Below are 17,107 nucleotides of genomic sequence, written 5' to 3'. Positions count from 1 at the left end.
GGACTCGATCATTACATCAGGAATCGGAGCAGCGCGGAGCGCTTCCGGATCGGGCAAACGCCCGATGACAAGTCGGCGATTATAACATGGTGCTACGTAGTAATTTACGTTTTACCAATTGTTGCAAATTCAGTCCTGGCTCACCCTTGGATGAGTTTTTGCAGCTCATCCGGCTTGATGATGATGATGCGATGCGTGCCCTTCTCGATGATACCCTGCTGGGTCAGCGCCAGCAGGGCCCGCGTGACGGTCTCGCGGCTGGTATTGATCATGTTGGCAATGTCCTGGTGCGTCGGCAGGTTTTCCACCACTTGCACGTCGCCTTCCTTTTTTTCCTTCAGCAGGTCGAGGAAGCTGTAAATGCGGCGCGAAGTGTTGTGGATGCTGAGCAGGGAGCGGAAAGCCGAATCGCGCTGGATCTTCTCGGCCAGAAAACGCAGCATGTGGTTGGCCACCGACGGCGCGTGCGAGAACAGGTACATGGCCGTGGCCCGCGGCAGCAGCGCCACCAGCACCGGCGTCAGCGCCACCACCGATGCCGAGCGCATCGTTCCATTGATGAGGGCGATCTCGCCGAAGAAGTCGCCCGGCTGCAGCATGCGCAGGCCGACCGCGCGGCCATCCTCGGTGACGTCAATCACCTGCAGCGAACCGGTCAGCAGGAACAGCAGGCTGTCGCCGGGCGCGCCCTTCTGCAGGACGATGTCGCGCTTGGCGTACTGGCGGATACGCAGGTCGGACTTGACGCGCGCCATGTCTTCCTCGCTGAGGTTGGCCAGCAGCGGGATCTTGCGCAGGTGGATCTGCAGGTTGACTTCCTGCGGCGCCGGCGCGTCTGCCGCCACCGCTGCGGGGTCCGGCACTAGTTCGCTCGGAGCGATTTCGATATCTGTTTCGTTCTTGCGTTTGCTCGATGATGTCATGCGTCTCAGATTACCTGTAACAGTCCGAAAACCAGGGCCGTCGCGGCGATGCCCGCCGCGTTGGCGCCCATGTCGCGCCAGCAAAAACTGCGGCCCGGAACCAGCTTCTGCAGGAGTTCGATCGCCAGTCCGGCCAGCAGCAGGCCCAGCAGCCATACGGTGCGCAGCGGCCAAGCCGGTTCGATGCGCAGCGCGAGCGTGCTGAGGCCCGCGAACGCGATGAAATGCAACAGCTTGTCATGCGGAAGCAGAGGCAGCCAGTGCGACGGCAGCAGGCAGCCGAGGGCGACCGTGCTTGCAGCGGCCAGGAAAACAATCAATTCAAAAGACATACCGCTCAAAAATTATCCCAACGCAGGCTCAGCTGCAGAGCCCGGCTATTATATTGGAACAGCGAGATATTTTCGTGGTTGAAAGTACCACGCCACTCCAGCACCACGCTGGTATGCGGGCGCAGCAGCCAGTTGCCAGCCGCGCGTAGCGTCGTTGACTGCTGCAGGCGGAGCGTCTCGATCAGTCCGGCGGAATAGATGTCGTCGCTGCGCCAGTACTGGTGGGTCAGCCCGGCTTCGAGCGAGAAGCGGTCATTGACTTCGCCATACCATTGCAGGCTGCCGAACCAGCCCTTGCGGTCGCCGCCCGGCCGGCCATTGGTGCTATCGTCCCGCAATGCCGTCAGGGTCGCCTGGGACAAGCCGTGCATGGTGCGATAGCCATAGACACCGCCCAGTTCGAGCGTGTTGCCGTCATACGCAGAGCGGGTCGGATAGTTTACGTGGTTCAGGTTACCGTATAGGGCGAACTCGGCGTTTTGGGGGAGCTTCAGCGGCGGTGTCACGCGCGCCTGGAGCTGTTGCTGGCGCTGGTAGAGGATACCATCGAGGGTTACATAGCCGAGCGCGGCCGTGCCGCGTAGCCGCCAGCCGCCAGCCTTCCAGGTGTGCTCGAGGGCGCCGAGCGCAGAAGTCGTGTCCTGTGCGCGCTCGTGGTCGTGCCAGCGGCCATAGGCCTGGGCAATGAGGCTGATGCCAGAATTGCCGAGCGGGCGCAGGTAAGAAACGCCCAGTTGGCTGAAACTGTCGGGTTTCGGCAGGAAAGCGGGGGCCAGTTCGTATTCGGTGTGGGCGCTGCCGGTGCCGATAGTGAAACGCGGATCGCTCGCGCCCTGGTTGACGTTGTCGTCGCGCCCCCGGGTGGCGGCCAGCAGCCATGTGCTGCCCTGGCGTGTCGACGCCGGCTTGCCGCAGCCGGTCGCGCGGTAGCGGGAGATAGTTTCGGCGATGCCAGGTGGTGAAGGAAAGCGCTGCTCGAACGTTCTGAACAGGCGTTCCGCTTCGGCCGCGTTGCCGAGTTCGCATTGGCTGATCGCCAGATCCAGCCAGGCGCCGGCATGGCGCGGCTCCTGCGAGACGACGCGCTGCAGCATCGCGGCGGCATCTTCCAGGCGGCCCTCGGCCAGCAAGCGCAGCGCAGACTGGTATAGCATCTCCTGCTCGGCTGCGGGTTCGTTCGCGGGCGCCTGGGCCTGGGTCAGGCACGGCGACAGAGCCGCGGCCAGCGCAGCATGGGCGAGCCAGCGCTTCATTCGCTGCGCTCCAGGGTATAGATGCGGATCGGCCGGCCCTTGCCGCGCAGCTGGCGTTCGCCCAGCGGCAATAGGCGATGGCGGCGCGCCAGGGCGGCCGTGCCTTCGCCGACGATCACGTCATGCGGATAGTCGCGCGCGGCCTGTTCCAGGCGCGCGGCCGTGTTCACGCTGTCGCCGACGGCCGTGTAGATGCTGCGCGCCGCGGTGCCGTAGTCGCCGGCCATCGCGGCGCCGCTCTCGATGCCAATGCGAACCCGGAGCGCAGGCTTGCCGCTGGCGATGCGCAGGCTGGAGAACCGCGCAACCTCATGCACAATCTGCGCCGCCGCGTCCAGCGCCAGGTCGGCGTGCTCGGCGTTCGGCAGCGGCGCACCCCAGAAGGCTACGAGGCCGTCGCCGGTATACTTGTCGAGCGTGCCGCGATGCGCCAGGACAGGACCGGTCAGGCACTCCAGGAAGTCGGTAGTCAAGCGCGACGCATCTTCCAGCGATAGTGACTCGACCTGGGTGGTATAGCCCTCCATGTCGGCCACCAGGGTCGTCACTTCCAGATGGCGCGGCGCCAGCGGATCCTTAAGGTCGCTTCGCAGCAGTTCGTCGACTACTTCACCGGCCACGTACTGACGCAGCGTGCCCAGCAGCTGGCGCGAACGCCGCTGCGCCAACTCCCAATGGAAAGGTACGGCCACCGCCAGCAGGTAGAGGCAGCAGAACAGCGGCCCGGCAGGCGCGAAATCGGGGTCGTGCGGCGCCAGCAGCCAGGCAATGCCCAGCCATAGCAGGGCGCCGGCGCCGAGCAGCAAGGTGTTGGCGGCGGCCGAGCGACGCGGCAGCGTGTAGCTGGTCAGCAGTACGATAAGGAGCACGAAGCCAAAGGCAATGGCTTTGCCGGGCAGCGGCGCCGGCGCCAGTCCCTGCTGGCGGTCGAGCAGTGAAGTCAGCATCGAGGCATGGACCAGCAGACCGGCGCTGGAGGCGTGCAGTGGGGTCGACACACGGTCACCGATGCTCAGCGAGGAGGAGCCGATCAGCACAAGGCGGCCGCGCGCCATTTCGGCCGGCATCTGCCCGGCCAGCAGGTCGCCAGCCTTGACCACGTCGTAGGCAGGCCAGTCCCGGGAATAGGGAATGCGTTCGATCGCGCGAACCGGCGGCAAGGCCGTTGTCGCGGCGCCGCAACATTGAAGCAGGGCCAGCGACAGGGTCGGGTAAACTCGAGTCCGGTAGCTGGTGAGCATCGGCAGGCGGCGCAGCGTGCCGTCGGCATCGGGCACCACGCCGATATTACCGGCCTGGCGCGCATGCACGAATCCTTCATGGTTGGCGAGGTAGCCTTGCGCGGCGGTCGCGCCGATCGGGCCGCGTGCAGCAGCGCCACCGACCAGGTGACCGCCCGCCAGCGGTTCGCCGGTCTGCAGGTAATCGAACATCTGGGCCAGGACGACAGGGCCGTGGGCCGCCAGCATCGCTAGGCGCGTATCGCCGGCCGTATCTGCCGGTTTTTCGAACAGAATGTCGAGGCCGACGCCGAGGGCGCCGTCGGCGAGCGCGAGTTCGATCAGGTCGGCGATGCGCGCGCGCGGCCAGGGCCATGCATGCTGCGCCAGGCTGCTTTCGTCGATGTCGATTACCAGCACACGCCGTTCCGGTTCCGTCGTTGCCTGCAGTTGAATGAATTTGTCGCGAAGCCACTCATCCGCAGCGGTGACCGGGGTCGCTCCGCCATGCCATTGCAGCCACGCTCCCAGGGCGAGCGCTACGAGCGTGATGAGTCCACGCTGAGCGCGGATGTCACGCAGGCCGGTGCAAAGGAAACCGGGAATTCTCATCAAAGTTTGAGGGATAGAAAGCTGAAGTATAACGGGTTGTGTTGCTGGCAAGTAAAAATTACGTTGTGGCGGGCTCAACCGTAATATTGTAAATTGTGACGAAGGTCACAGACTTTAGCAGTTGTGAAGGGACAATGCTAGACAAGGAGAACTATATGCTACGAAAACTTGCTTTAGCCGTGGGACTGCTGTGGTCGTTTGCCGACATGGTATATGCGGCGGAGGCCGGCCGCGTCGTGTTTGTCAGCGGCCAAGCCCAGGTCGGACGCAATGCGGCAACGCAGGATGCCGCAGTAGGCGAGGGCGACGAACTGTCGACCGGCGCAGATGGCTATATATATATGAGGACCGTCGACAATGGCTTCCTCATCCTTCGCCCGAACAGCACGGCGCGGGTGGTGGCCTATTCGATCGACAGGAACGATTCGTCGAAAACCCATGTCAAGCTCGAGCTGTTGCAGGGCGTGGCGCGGTCTATTTCTGGGCAGGGCGTCAAGCAGGCGCGCCAGAACTTTCGCTTCAACACTCCGGTAGCGGCGATCGGCGTGCGCGGCACCGACTTTACCGTCTATACCGACCAGCAGACTACCCGCGTGACCGTGTTGTCCGGCGGCGTGGTGATGAGCGGCTTCGGCGCGAATTGCTCGGCGGCCGGCACCGGGCCGTGCGAAGGCCGCGATACCCGCGAGCTATTCGCCGGCCAAGCTGGATTGCTGCTCCAGGTGGAGCGCGGCAACCGCGTGCCGCAACTTCTCCAGAATCCGGTGCTGTTCCCCGACCAGGTTGAAAAGCCGCGCAGCGACGAGCCTGCCGTGAAGCAGGCGCCGCCTGGGCCGCTGGCAACCGTCAACCTCGATCCGCAGCGATCGGAACAGCTGAGCAATGCCAAGCCCGTCGGCGAACAAACCCAGCAACCGCCGGTCGTCACGCCGCCGCCGGTCATCACACCGCCGCCGGTCATTACGCCGCCGCCCCCACCGGTGATCGTCGACACGTCACGTCCGGATGTGCCAGTAGTCCAGGAGATTTTCTGGGGACGTTGGCAGGCGATTGCCGGGCTGCCTGCCAGGCCGGGCCGCATCGGCTCCGCGGACACGGAGATCGCCACCTATTACGCACCTTATGCCATTACGCGGTTGAAAAATTCTGCGCTAGTCATGCCGAAAGAAGGCACTGCGGCTTTCAAGCTGATGAGCGGCGAAGCCATCATCAACAGCGATGGGCTTGATCGTGCTGCCAATATTGAATCCGGTCAATTGAATATGGACTTCTCAAAAAGGACCTTTGCAACTTCACTGTCCGTGAAAGCCACTGGTATCCAGGTCGACGTCGCTGGCCATGGTGTCGTCACCGATAAAGGCGTGCTGTACGAGGATGTGGGTACAAGTACGCTCATTCGCGGTTATCTTGGCGGCCCCAATGCCGAGCAGGCCGGCTATATATTCAAGTCCCTGACGATTCCCGGCGTTACCGTTAGCGGTGCAACGTTATGGGGGAGATAACAGAAATTAAGAGTTTGTACAGATATTGATCAGCTCTGAAGAGAGTATTTGAGAGAATCTGTAAAAAATTTGTCGCTAATCGGTAAAAAAAATTTGATTTGTGACCGCTGTCACAACGCAAGTCTGGCGATCTGGCAATATACTTCGCAGTTCTGCAAATAGTGTTCCGGAAGTTTGTAGAGCTTACGGAAGCAGACTTGGTTCTAACCACACAATCTTAAAGGATTTCAAATCATGGCAGCACAAGACTACACCAGCGTAGTTCAGCAACTGTACATTTCGTACTTCGGCCGTCCGGCCGATTACTACGGCCTGCAGAATTTCTCGGCAGCACTCGACGCTATGGGCGCACCGAAGACCTTCGCTGAAGTGAACGCTGCTGTGCAGGCTGACACGGCTGGCACCACGGCACTGGCGCAGCTGGTCAACAGCTTCAACAACTCGGCAGAATCGGTTGCCCTGTACGGCTCCGACAACAGCCAGATCGGCATCGGCAAGTTCGTTAACGCGATCTACCACAACGTCCTGGGCCGCGACGCCGACCTCGACGGTTTCAATTTCTGGGTCAACGCCATCACCTCGGGCACCCTGACCAAAGCCAACGCCGCTGCTTCGATCACCCAGGCTGCGCTGGACAACACCTCGGCGCAAGGCAAGCTGGACGCGCTGACCGTGCAGAACAAGCTGGCCGTCGCCACCTCGTTCACCACCGCAATCGACACCCCGGCTGAAATCACCGCGTACGCAGGCGACCAGGCTGCCGCTGCAGGCCGTTCGCTGCTGGGCGGCGTTAGCAATTCGACCGACGTCACCGCTTACCAGAACACCGTCACCGACACCCTGAACGGCCTGACCAATGCTCCGGTCCAGGGCGCCGCTACTGCGTTCACCAAAGGCCTGGATACCCTGGCGGGCACCGGCGGTAACGATATCTTCAGCGGTTCGATCTCGGCTTCCGCCGAACTGAACACCGTCAGCGGCCTGGACGTCGTCAACGGCGGCGCCGGCATCGACACCGTCCGCATCGCTGACGAAACCGGCAATGCCATCGCTCTGCCGACCCTGAGCAGCGTCGAAGTCGTCGAAGTGTCGGGCACCAAGGCTGTCACCGTCGACACCACCGCCACCACCGGCGTGACCAACCTGAACGTCCTCAAGGCAGGTGGCACCGTCACCGCGACCGCTGGCGCGACCACTGACGTCGGCGTCACGCTGAAGGATGCTGGTGCGGCGGCTCACATCGTAACCGTTGATAATGTCGATACTCTCGTAGCGGCTGACACCATCAACGTTGTTGGAGGCAACAACGTCAACGTCAACGTCAGCGACGCACACAGCGCGATCAACGTCGGCGTTACCGGCAACGGCACTGATGCAGCGGGCAACGTCACCATCGTCGCAACCGGTGCAGCAGCGGTCAACAACGCCACCGCCGCCACTACCACTAATGTCGCGATGGGCGACATCACCGTGGAAGGCGGCAAGGTCATCAGCGTGACCCAGAAAGCCACCAGTGGCGTCAGCGCCCTGGTCGCTGACGGCGGCAAGGAAACCGTCACCCAAGGCGACGTGCACATCACTGCCACCGCCGTGACCACCGACGTCACCGTCAAGCAGGACGCCGATGTTACCGCTAAGAGCCGCGCAGCCGTGGCTGGTGCAACCGAAGTGGCCAGCGTCAAGTTCACCGCACTGAAAGCGACCGAATCCGTTACCGTCGGCGGCCTGACCTTTACCGCTGCCAAGGACCTGACCGCTGCCGAAGTTGCACAAGCGTTCACGAACCTGTCGGCAAGCGCGATCAAGCCAAATGAATTCTCTCTGGCCCCCATCGTGATCACTGCTACTGGCGACACCCAAGGTTCGGGCATCAGCGCCAAAGGTGTTTACACTGGTGCTCTGCTGGCCAACTGGAGCACCACTACCGCCACCGACGACACCGTCATCTTCACCGGCAAGGCCAACACCGCCATGGCCGACCTGGAGCTGTCGACGGTCAATGCAACCGCCACCACCACCACCCAAGGTCTCGCTGCCGTCTCCGCGCAGAACACCCTGGGCGTGGCAACCGGTGTCGTCACCATCGATGGCAGCGCTGCACTGAAGACCGTCACCATCGACGGTTACACCTCCAGCGGTGCTGACGCCATCACCAGCGTCGGCGCCGGCAACACGGCTCTGGCCACCGTCACCCTGTCGAACGGCGGCGACTTCGCTATCGGCAGCGCAGCTTCGACCCTGGCACTGAACCTGACCGAAGTCGACGGCACCGTCAGCGTCGGAACTGGCGCGACGAAGACCATCAACGCCACCATCAACGGCGACGACGTCCAGACGACCCTGATCTCGGCTACGGCTACCGCCGTCAACGTCGCAGGCACCGGTAACGTTGCCGGTACCACCGCGACTGGCGGCCTGGCTGCTGCCACCTCGATCAACACCAGCGGCATGACCGCCGGCACCGCCGAGTTCACTATCGCCGACGGCACCACCACCACCTACACCGGCGGCGCAGGTAGCGACACCGTGACCATCGCCAACGCAGAAACCGCCATCAGCAAGGCTGTCGACCTGGGGGCAGGCGACGACAAACTGGTCCTGACCAGCACCGGCGCCGCCGCTCTGCCGACCGCTACCCTGAGCGGTGGCGCAGGCGTCGACACCATCGCAATGAATGGTGCCAGTGCCGCTGCGTTCTCGGCCAACGCTACCTTCGCCGGGAAGATCGACGGCTTCGAAAAGCTGGAAATCACCGACAAAGTGACTACCGCCACTACGGTCAACATGGCCAATATGGACGGCATCAATTACGTCGTGAGCAACAACTCTGCCGCTAGCTCTGCTGCTGCTGTCAAGGAAGTGTTCAATGCTGACTTCGCTTCGTCGGGTGCAGTCCGCGGTGGCGACACCATCACCTTCGACGGCCTCACCATCACCCTGGCTGGCGGCGAAACTGCAGCTCAGATCGCAGCGAAGTTCATTAACCAGTCGTCGACGCATTACATCGTGACCGGCGTCAACGGTTCCGTCGTGACCTTCCAGGCCCAGAATGCTGCTTCGGCCCCCGACGTGAAAGCGACCGACTTCGCCATCGTCGATACGGATGCTACCACTGCTGCCGTGGCTGTAACCGTCACTACTCCTGGCGATGCAACTACCAATGAAGTCTTCAAAGCCGCATTCGGTGGATCGGGTGCGATCGAAGACGCTGACACCATCGTGTTTGATGGCGTCACCATTACCCTGTCGAGCGACATGACCCCGGCCGATATCGCTGCCGCAGTTGCAGCGAAGACGTTCGCACATTGGACCGCTGTTGTGGACCCTGTCACCGGTAGCACCGTCGACTTCACCGCAAAGGATTTCAGTGCAGCGGACGCTGCTGCGTCGGACTTCGCAATCACCAACGTGAAGAGCACGGCTACCGCCCCGGCTGTTGCTGTCAATGTCACCACCCATGGCGCAGATGTTGGCAATCCGATGTCGACCTTGACCCTGGACAAAATGGCCAACAACAGCACGCTGGAACTGGTTGATGGCGGCGCTGGTGTGACCGTGAAGATGGCTGACGCTACCGGCACCGCCGATAGCTTCAACATCGTTACCACCGTGGATGGCGACAGCCTGAACTTCGGCACCGTGAACGTGGCGGGCGTCGAGACTATCACGCTCAACGCCGGTGATCTGTCGCCTACCGATGCGTTCGGCAATGTGACCAACACCGCTAGTCTGAACCTGAATGCTGATAAGGCAGCCCTGTTGACCGTTTCGGGTAACTCGAACATCACCCTGGGTCTGACCGCTGCAGCAACCCCGCTGCTGGCAACCATCGACGCTACTGCCCTGACCGGCAAACTGGCTGTTGCCGCTACCGGCGCAGTCGCCATGACCATCACCGGTGGTTCGGCTGCTGACACCCTGTACGCTTCGGTTGGTACGGATGCCAAGGCCGACGTTATCAACGGTGGTGCCGGTAACGACATCATCGGCCTGGGCAGCAACGGCGCCAAGGTGACCGGCGGTGACGGTAACGACCTGTTCATCCTGAACACCGTTGGCAACAAGCAGGCCAACACCTACTCTGAAATCCTGGATTTCAAAGGCGGCGACCTGCTGCAACTGGGCACGACGGCTGGCGCTACTGTTGCCAAGCTGGGCGCAACCCTGAACGACGCGACTGCACAGTTCTCGGACTTCGTCAATGCTGCAGTGAAGGAAGGTGGCGCCGCTGCTGCCGTGTGGTTCAACTACAAGGGCGACACCTACGTGGTCGTGGATCACGGTGGTCCGCACGATACCTTCGTCAATGGCGTCGATTCGATCGTCAAGCTGACCGGCATCGACGGTAGCAACCTGAGCTTCAACGCCGACTTCGGCACCCTGGGCCTGGTGTAATCGCTCGTTCACTCACCTGCTTTCGGGCAGGTGAGTGGTCTAGGCGGAAGGCGCGGATGCAAATCCAACCCTTCCGCCTCATTGCATCAAGCGCGGTAAGCATCGATGAGGATTTTTTCTGCAGCGCTTTCGAATGCGGCCATCTGGCTGCTGGGTGTAGGCGCAAATGGAATGATTGCTTGACGCTGCCGTGCACGAGCCTTCAGTCATGCTGGGAGGCTTTTTCATTTCTTTGCTAGACTCGCTGTCGTTCTGTCCCCCGGCGCGCAATACGCCGGAAAGCAACAAGTCAAATACATTAAATGTGATCCACGTCACATTTTGTTCCGTTTTTAAGCGATAATGTCGCGACTGCTTGACAGTGGCCGCTACCCACTTATCGGGCATTACCCTTAAGACGGCAAAGATGAACAACAAACTATCCCAACCCCAGAACGAGATTGCGCAGATCCTGCGCAGCTTCAAAAGTACTTTCGTCACCGTCGGTACGTTCAGCGCGATCACGAACCTGCTGGCATTGACACCCTCCCTGTACATGCTGCAGGTTTATGACCGTGTCCTGGCGAGCCGCAACGAGATCACGCTGCTGATGCTGACGCTCATGATGCTCGGCGCCTACGTGTTAATGTCCGCGCTGGAAATGATGCGCAGCTTTGTGCTGGTGCGTATTGGCGCCAAGTTCGACATGATGCTCAACAAGCGTGTCTATACGGCCGCGTTCGAGCAAAACCTCAAGAAGGCCGGTGGCAATGCGGGACAGGCATTGAACGACCTGACCGGTTTGCGTCAGTTCCTCACGGGTAACGCATTGTTCGCCTTCTTTGACGCTCCCTGGTTTCCGATCTACCTGATCGTCATCTTCTTCTTCGAACCCTGGCTCGGCCTGTTCGCACTGTGCGGCACGGTGGTGCTCGTCATTCTCGCCATCGTCAACGAAAAGGTGTCGAAAGGACCGCTGAGCGAAGCCAACAGCATGGCAATCGCGGCCAGCACCCTGGCTACCAACAATCTGCGTAACGCCGAAGTCATCGAATCGATGGGCATGCTGCCCAACCTGATGCGCCGCTGGTACAAGTTGCACAGCCGTTTCCTCAGCTTGCAGGCTGAAGCCAGCCAGAAGGCCGGTATCGTGAGCGCGATCACGAAGTTTACCCAGACTTCGCTGCAGTCGCTCGTGCTGGGCTTGGGCGCGCTGCTGGTGATTGACGGCCGGATCACTCCGGGCATGATGATCGCCGCATCGATCCTGGTAGGCCGCGCGCTGGCCCCGGTGCAGCAAGTGATTGCGGTGTGGAAATCTTGGGCCAGCACGCGTAGCTCCTACGAGCGTCTTACTGCGCTGCTGAGCACGAATCCGGAACGTGGCGTCGGCATGGAGTTGCCGAAGCCACAGGGGGCCGTGACCGTCGAAGGCGTCACTGCGGCGCCGCCAGGGGCCGCCCAGCCGGTGGTGCGCGCCCTGACGTTCGCCATCGCCCCAGGCGATGCGCTGGGTGTAATCGGACCGTCCGGTTCCGGCAAGTCGACCCTGGCGCGCCTGTTGGTGGGCGTATGGCCGGCCGCGGCCGGCAAGGTGCGCCTCGACGGCGCCGACATCTACAGCTGGAACAAGGGCGAACTCGGCCCGAATATTGGCTACCTGCCGCAGGACATCGAGCTGTTTGGCGGCACCGTCAGCGATAACATTGCCCGCTTCGGCGAGGTTGACGCGGAAAAAGTGGTGGAGGCCGCAAAGCGCGCTGGTGTCCACGATATGATCCTGCACCTGCCGAAAGGCTACGATACGCTGCTGGGGGATGGCGGCGCCGGCCTGTCCGGCGGTCAGAAGCAGCGTCTGGGCCTGGCCCGCGCAATGTACGGCGACCCGGCGCTGGTGGTGCTGGATGAACCGAACTCGAACCTCGACGAAGTCGGTGAGCAGGCGCTGGTGCAGGCAGTGCTCGACCTGCGCCGCCGCGGCAAGACCATTGTGCTGATCACGCACCGCACCAGTATCATCGGCGCCACCAACAAGCTGCTGCTGCTACGCGACGGTGTGGCTCAGATGTTCGGTCCGACCGACCAGGTACTGGCTGCGATCCAGGACGCCAACCAGAAAGCGCTGTCCCAGCAGCAGGCACAGGCACAGGCCGCGCAGCAGGCACAGGCCGCACAACAGGCACAGGCACAGGCACAGGCACAGGCCCAGGCCCGCAAGGCGCAGGCCGAAGCAGAGGCGGCCGCAGCAGCCGCAATGACCGAACAAGGAAACAAATAATGAAGCTCATTCAGAACAAGGATGCGCACAAGGATGCGGCAACCGAAGTCATCGGTCATGACGTCGCGCCGCTGACCGTGAACACCGACGCGCGCGCCTATGCACGCACCGGCTGGCTGATCGTACTGGTCGGCGTGATCGGCTTCCTGGTCTGGGCAGCGTTCGCGCCGCTCGACAAGGGCGTACCGATGTCCGGCACCGTGGCCAAGGAATCGAATCGCAAGGCCGTGCAGCACCAGACTGGCGGCACCATCCAGGAAATTTTGGTCAAGGACGGCGACGTGGTGAAGGCCGGCCAGGTGCTGGTGCGCATGAATCCTGTCACTGCGCGTGCCGGCGTCGACATGACCGAGGCCCAATACCTGAGTGCGCGCGCCACCGAGGCACGCCTGCTGGCCGAGCGTGATGGACTCAAGACCATCCGCTTTCCGGAAGAGCTGACCAAGCGCGCCAGCGATCCGCGCGTGGCCGAGACGATGACGCTGCAAACCCAGCTGCTGGCCTCGCGCCGCGCCTCGCTGCAGAGTGAGCTGGGCGGTGTGGACGAGAGCATTGCCGGACTGAAGATACAGATCCAGGGCCTGCAGGAATCGCGCGACAGCAAGAAGGCCCAGGTCGGCTTCCTGAAGGAGCAGCTGGATGGCATGCGTGACCTCTCCAAGGAAGGCTATGTGGCGCGCAACCGCCTGCTGGACCTGGAACGTACCTATGCCCAGCTGCAGGGCGCGATTTCGGAAGACATCGGCAATATCGGTCGTTCGCAGCGCCAGGTGCTGGAACTGAACCTGCGCAAGTCGCAGCGCATGCAGGATTACCAGAAGGAAGTGCGCACGCAGCTGGCCGAGACACAGAAGGAAGCCGAAGCGCAGGGTGCGCGCATGAGCGCCCAGCAATTCGAACTGGCCAACGTCGACGTCAAGGCGCCGGTCGACGGCACCGTGGTCAACCTGGCCGTGTTCACCAACGGCGGCGTGGTGTCGCCGGGCTTCAAGATGATGGACATCGTGCCGGCGGACGATCCGCTGATCGTCGAAGGCCAGCTGCAAGTCAACCTGATCGACAAGGTGCATGTTGGCCTGCCGACCGAGCTGATCTTCTCGGCCTTCAACGCCAACCGTACCCCGCACATCCCGGGCGTGGTGGAAGCTGTCTCGGCCGACCGTACCGTCGACGAGCGTACCGGCGCGCCCTATTACAAGGTGCGCGTGAAGGTGACGCCGGAAGGCGCGAAGATGATCGCCCACCACAAGATGGACATCCGTCCCGGCATGCCGGCGGAACTGTTCGTCAAGACCGGCGAGCGCACCATGATGAGCTACCTGCTCAAGCCGGTGTTCGACCGTGCCCATTCCTCGATGAGCGAGGATTGACCGTGGCCAAAGCAATCGTGAGCACCGGCGTGCTGCGCCGGAAGGCTGTCGCCCTGGCTGCGCTGCTGGCGGCCGTGTCCGGCAGTGCCGGCGCGGTCAGCCTGCAGCAGGCCTATGAGGCAGCCCTGAAGAACGACCCGGCCTACCGCATGAATTTCTGGGAGAACGAGTCGGCCAAGGAAAATGCCGTGCTGGGCCGTTCGGCGCTGTTGCCGCAGGTGTCGGCCAGCTATTCCGGCAGCCGGAACGTGGCCGACGTCACCTATTTTCAGGCAAATCCCCTGACGGGAAAAATTGTCGAAACCCCGACCCATCCACGTTATCTCAGCCACTCGTCGGTGGTCCAGCTGCGCCAGCCGATCCTGAGCCTGGATGGGATCGCGCGCTACCGCCAGGGCAAGGTACAGGCCGCGCAGGGCGCCAAGCAGTTCGAGGCAAACACCAGTGACGTCATCATCCGCGTCATCAGCGCCTACGCCGACGCACTGTTCGCTGAAGACCAGGCCGAGCTCTCGCGGGTGCAGCGCGACATGTATGCCGAGCAGCAGAAGGTCAACCAGCACCTGTTCGAAAAAGGCGAGGGCACCAAGACCGACATGATCGAGACCCAGGCGCGCCTGGACCTCGCCGAAGCCCAGCTGATCGAAGCGAAGGACAACGAAACCGCCGCGCGCGATACGCTGGCGGGCGTGATCGGCATGGATCCGGGCACGCTGGACAAGCTGGGACCGAACTTCCATGTGCAGGCCTTGGGGCTGAAGAGCTTCGAGGACTGGCGGCAGACTGCCATCGCGAATAATCCGGAGCTGGCCGCTGCGCGTCTGGCGATCGAAAACCAGCGCCTGGACATCCAGCGCCAGAGGGCTGGACATTTTCCGCGTGTCGACCTGGTCGCCGCTTACAGCAAGGGCAATAACGAGGCGATCAACCAGCTCAACCAGGAAACCACCAACCGTACGATCGGCGTGCAGGTGAACATTCCCATTTACCAGGGCGGAGCGATCAGCGCCTCGACGCGCCAGTCGGCCGCAGCTTATGAACGTGCCAGGGCTGACTTCGACGTGCGCAGCAACCGTATCCTGGCCGACATGCGCAAGGCCTACGACCAGGTGCAAAACAGCATCGCCAAGGTCGCTGCGCTGGAGAAAGCCGTGGAGTCCGGCAAGCTGCTGATGACCGCAACCGAGCAGAGCATCAAGGGCGGCGTGCGCATCAACCTCGACCTGCTCAACGCCCAGCAGCAGCTGTACACCAGCCAGCGCGACCTGGCGCAGGCCCGCTATAACTACCTGATCAGCCTGGTTCGCCTGCGCGCGGGCGCCGGCACGCTCGATGAAGGCGCGGTGCGCGAGGTGGCGGCTTACTTCCGCTAATCCGTCGGCTGCCCGACAGAGCCCGCTGCATGTCAGCGGGTTTTTTTATTCCGAGAATTATTTTTATTTAACAATTTATTTATCAAAGTAAGTAAGCACTTCCGATAAGAAATAGTGTCTATCGGAATGTTGCGCTCAATTGATGTGCACGTCGCGCCACTTGTTTTTTTATTCAGGTAGAATTTATTCACATTTCTGAGACAGGAGGCAGTGATGGCAGACAATGTCAGTGAGATTCAAAAGCTCTACGTCGAATACTTCGGGCGTCCGGCCGATCCGAACGGATTGAAGTTTTGGGTGGACGCTATGAACCAGAACCCGGATGTTCTTTCGCAAATCGCGAAGGACTTCGCGGCATCGGCGGAATACCAGGCAAACTATGGCGGATTGAGCAATCATGATGCAGTCATGAAGGTGTATGAAAACACTTTCGGCCGTGCAGGGGATACGGAGGGCGTCAATTTCTGGACCAGTGCGCTTGACCAGCACTGGATCACGATCGATAACATGGTCGTGCAGATGGTCGCGGCGGCGGCGAAGTTGCAAGCGGCCGACAACGTGGTGTTCAACGGACGTGTCGCAGTTGCCGTCGAGTTCACGAAGCACATCGACACCCAGGCGGAGATCAACGCTTATCTGAATCCGAAGGCGTTCGACATTGCCGAGGGCCTGATCGGTTCCATCCACGACCTGGCCAGCGCCGCAACGGCGCGCGATCCGGGCGTGATCGATACCACGATCGCCCAGATCGTCGGTACCCCGCAGGGCGTCGATGCGCCGCATGCCATGGCCTGAGTCACGCGGCGCGTTGCACGGTGCATGACGCACCAGCGGCGCGACAGGCTATAGACAGTCAAGATTCCGCTCCCCACTGCGCAGCCGCAGTCGGGAGCGGTTTTTCTTTTGTCAGGCGGCGGGTCCGGCCTGGTCCGGCGCCGCGGCCTCATGGTGGGTCTTGCCGGCGCAGTGCGGGCAGGACACCCCCACCACGTACTCCGGCGACAACTGCTGGCGCGGCGTCACCACGGCGCGGCAGGCGAAGCACTGCCTGGTTTCGGTCGGTTCCAGCTTCGGGTTCAGGGCGGTGCGGTAGTCGAAGACGAAGCAGTCGCCGTTGTAGTGGTCGCCGCCGACTTCCTCGAAATACTTCAGGATGCCGCCGTCGAGCTGGTATACGCGCTCGTAGCCGATATTCTGCATGTGGATCGCAGCCTTTTCGCAACGGATGCCGCCGGTGCAGAAGGTGACCACGGTCTTGCCCTGCAGCTCATCCTTGTGCTTGGCGACGACGTCCGGGAACTCGCTGAACTTGTCGATGCGGTAGTCGAGGGTATTCTCGAAGGTGCCGACATCGACTTCGAAGGCATTGCGGGTTTCCATCATCACCACCGGCACGCCGTCGTCGTCGTGGCCCTGGTCGAGCCAGCGCTTGAGCGTTGCCGGCGCGACGGACGGGGCGCGGCCCAGTTCCGGCTGGATGAGCGGCATGCGCATGGTGATGATCTCTTTCTTGATCCGCACCAGCATGCGGCGGTGCGATTGCTCGCTCGACAAGCTTTCCTTCCATTCCAGGTCGGCCAGGCGCGCGTCGCTGCGCACCCAGTCGAGGTAGCGGTCGATGTGTTCGCGGGTACCGGACAGGAACATATTGATGCCTTCCGGCGTCAGCAGTACCGTGCCCTTGAGGCCAAGCTCTTCGCACAGCGCCTGGTATTGCGGGCGCAGTTCTTCGAGATTGTCGAGGGTAATGAATTTGTAGGCGGCGATGTTAACGTAGGAGGTCGGTTGCATAAGTGCTGTTGGATCAAGGCTTTAGCCCGATATTATAAGCCTCCTGATGGGTCTCTTGGTCGTATGGTCCCAACGGTGG

Annotated in this window: 11 protein-coding genes; 6 read left to right on the top strand and 5 right to left on the bottom strand. The window is 61.9% G+C overall.

The genetic code is table 11. From position 1 onward, the window contains the following. Nucleotides 1-140: 140 nt before the first annotated feature. From AM586_RS11105 to AM586_RS11090, 4 genes are read right to left on the bottom strand one after another with little or no spacing between them, the layout of a single operon-like run. The gene (locus tag AM586_RS11105) at nucleotides 141-923 is read right to left on the bottom strand and encodes a Crp/Fnr family transcriptional regulator (RefSeq protein WP_082439754.1); all 783 of its coding nucleotides are present in this window, start codon (nucleotides 921-923) and stop codon (nucleotides 141-143) included. A 5-nt stretch (nucleotides 924-928) separates the two neighbouring features. Continuing rightward, nucleotides 929-1,255: a VanZ family protein gene (locus tag AM586_RS11100; protein ID WP_052233208.1), complete on the bottom strand. Its 327-nt coding sequence runs from the start codon at nucleotides 1,253-1,255 to the stop codon at nucleotides 929-931. Between the two features lie 5 nt (nucleotides 1,256-1,260). Next, on the bottom strand, nucleotides 1,261-2,508 hold the full coding sequence (locus tag AM586_RS11095; protein WP_047821866.1) for a tetratricopeptide repeat protein: 1,248 nt from the start codon (nucleotides 2,506-2,508) through the stop codon (nucleotides 1,261-1,263). Next, entirely contained in the window at nucleotides 2,505-4,340 is a 1,836-nt protein-coding gene (locus AM586_RS11090) for a CHASE2 domain-containing protein (RefSeq protein ID WP_082439753.1), read from the bottom strand. Before AM586_RS11090 ends, AM586_RS11095 begins: the two co-directional genes overlap by 4 nt. A gap of 155 nt (nucleotides 4,341-4,495) precedes the next feature. Between AM586_RS11090 and AM586_RS11085 the strand changes: the two genes are divergently transcribed. The 6 genes from AM586_RS11085 to AM586_RS11060 all read left to right on the top strand — a co-directional run bounded on the left by AM586_RS11085 (nucleotide 4,496) and on the right by AM586_RS11060 (nucleotide 16,032). Continuing rightward, a complete protein-coding gene (locus AM586_RS11085; protein WP_052233210.1) occupies nucleotides 4,496-5,842 on the top strand; it encodes a FecR domain-containing protein in 1,347 nt (448 codons plus the stop codon). 234 nt (nucleotides 5,843-6,076) lie between these two features. Continuing rightward, a complete protein-coding gene (locus AM586_RS11080; RefSeq protein ID WP_047821867.1) occupies nucleotides 6,077-10,237 on the top strand; it encodes a DUF4214 domain-containing protein in 4,161 nt (1,386 codons plus the stop codon). A 406-nt stretch (nucleotides 10,238-10,643) separates the two neighbouring features. Then, the gene (locus tag AM586_RS11075; protein ID WP_047821869.1) at nucleotides 10,644-12,494 is read left to right on the top strand and encodes a type I secretion system permease/ATPase; all 1,851 of its coding nucleotides are present in this window, start codon (nucleotides 10,644-10,646) and stop codon (nucleotides 12,492-12,494) included. Continuing rightward, entirely contained in the window at nucleotides 12,494-13,864 is a 1,371-nt protein-coding gene (locus AM586_RS11070) for an HlyD family type I secretion periplasmic adaptor subunit (protein ID WP_047821870.1), read from the top strand. The genes AM586_RS11075 and AM586_RS11070 overlap by 1 nt, the downstream gene beginning before the upstream one ends. Before the next feature lie 2 nt (nucleotides 13,865-13,866). Further along, the gene (locus tag AM586_RS11065; protein ID WP_229411027.1) at nucleotides 13,867-15,237 is read left to right on the top strand and encodes a TolC family outer membrane protein; all 1,371 of its coding nucleotides are present in this window, start codon (nucleotides 13,867-13,869) and stop codon (nucleotides 15,235-15,237) included. A gap of 213 nt (nucleotides 15,238-15,450) precedes the next feature. After that, nucleotides 15,451-16,032: a DUF4214 domain-containing protein gene (locus AM586_RS11060; RefSeq protein WP_047821872.1), complete on the top strand. Its 582-nt coding sequence runs from the start codon at nucleotides 15,451-15,453 to the stop codon at nucleotides 16,030-16,032. 111 nt (nucleotides 16,033-16,143) lie between these two features. Here AM586_RS11060 and AM586_RS11055 read toward each other — a convergent pair whose 3' ends face one another. Then, entirely contained in the window at nucleotides 16,144-17,028 is an 885-nt protein-coding gene (locus AM586_RS11055; protein ID WP_047821875.1) for a sulfurtransferase, read from the bottom strand. Nucleotides 17,029-17,107: the final 79 nt, after the last annotated feature.

It is taken from the genome of Massilia sp. WG5, from assembly GCF_001412595.2.
In the GTDB taxonomy this organism is placed as follows: domain Bacteria; phylum Pseudomonadota; class Gammaproteobacteria; order Burkholderiales; family Burkholderiaceae_D; genus Telluria.
The sequence above is the reverse complement of the archived record's forward strand: the minus strand, read 5'-3'. Positions and strand labels throughout refer to the sequence as shown.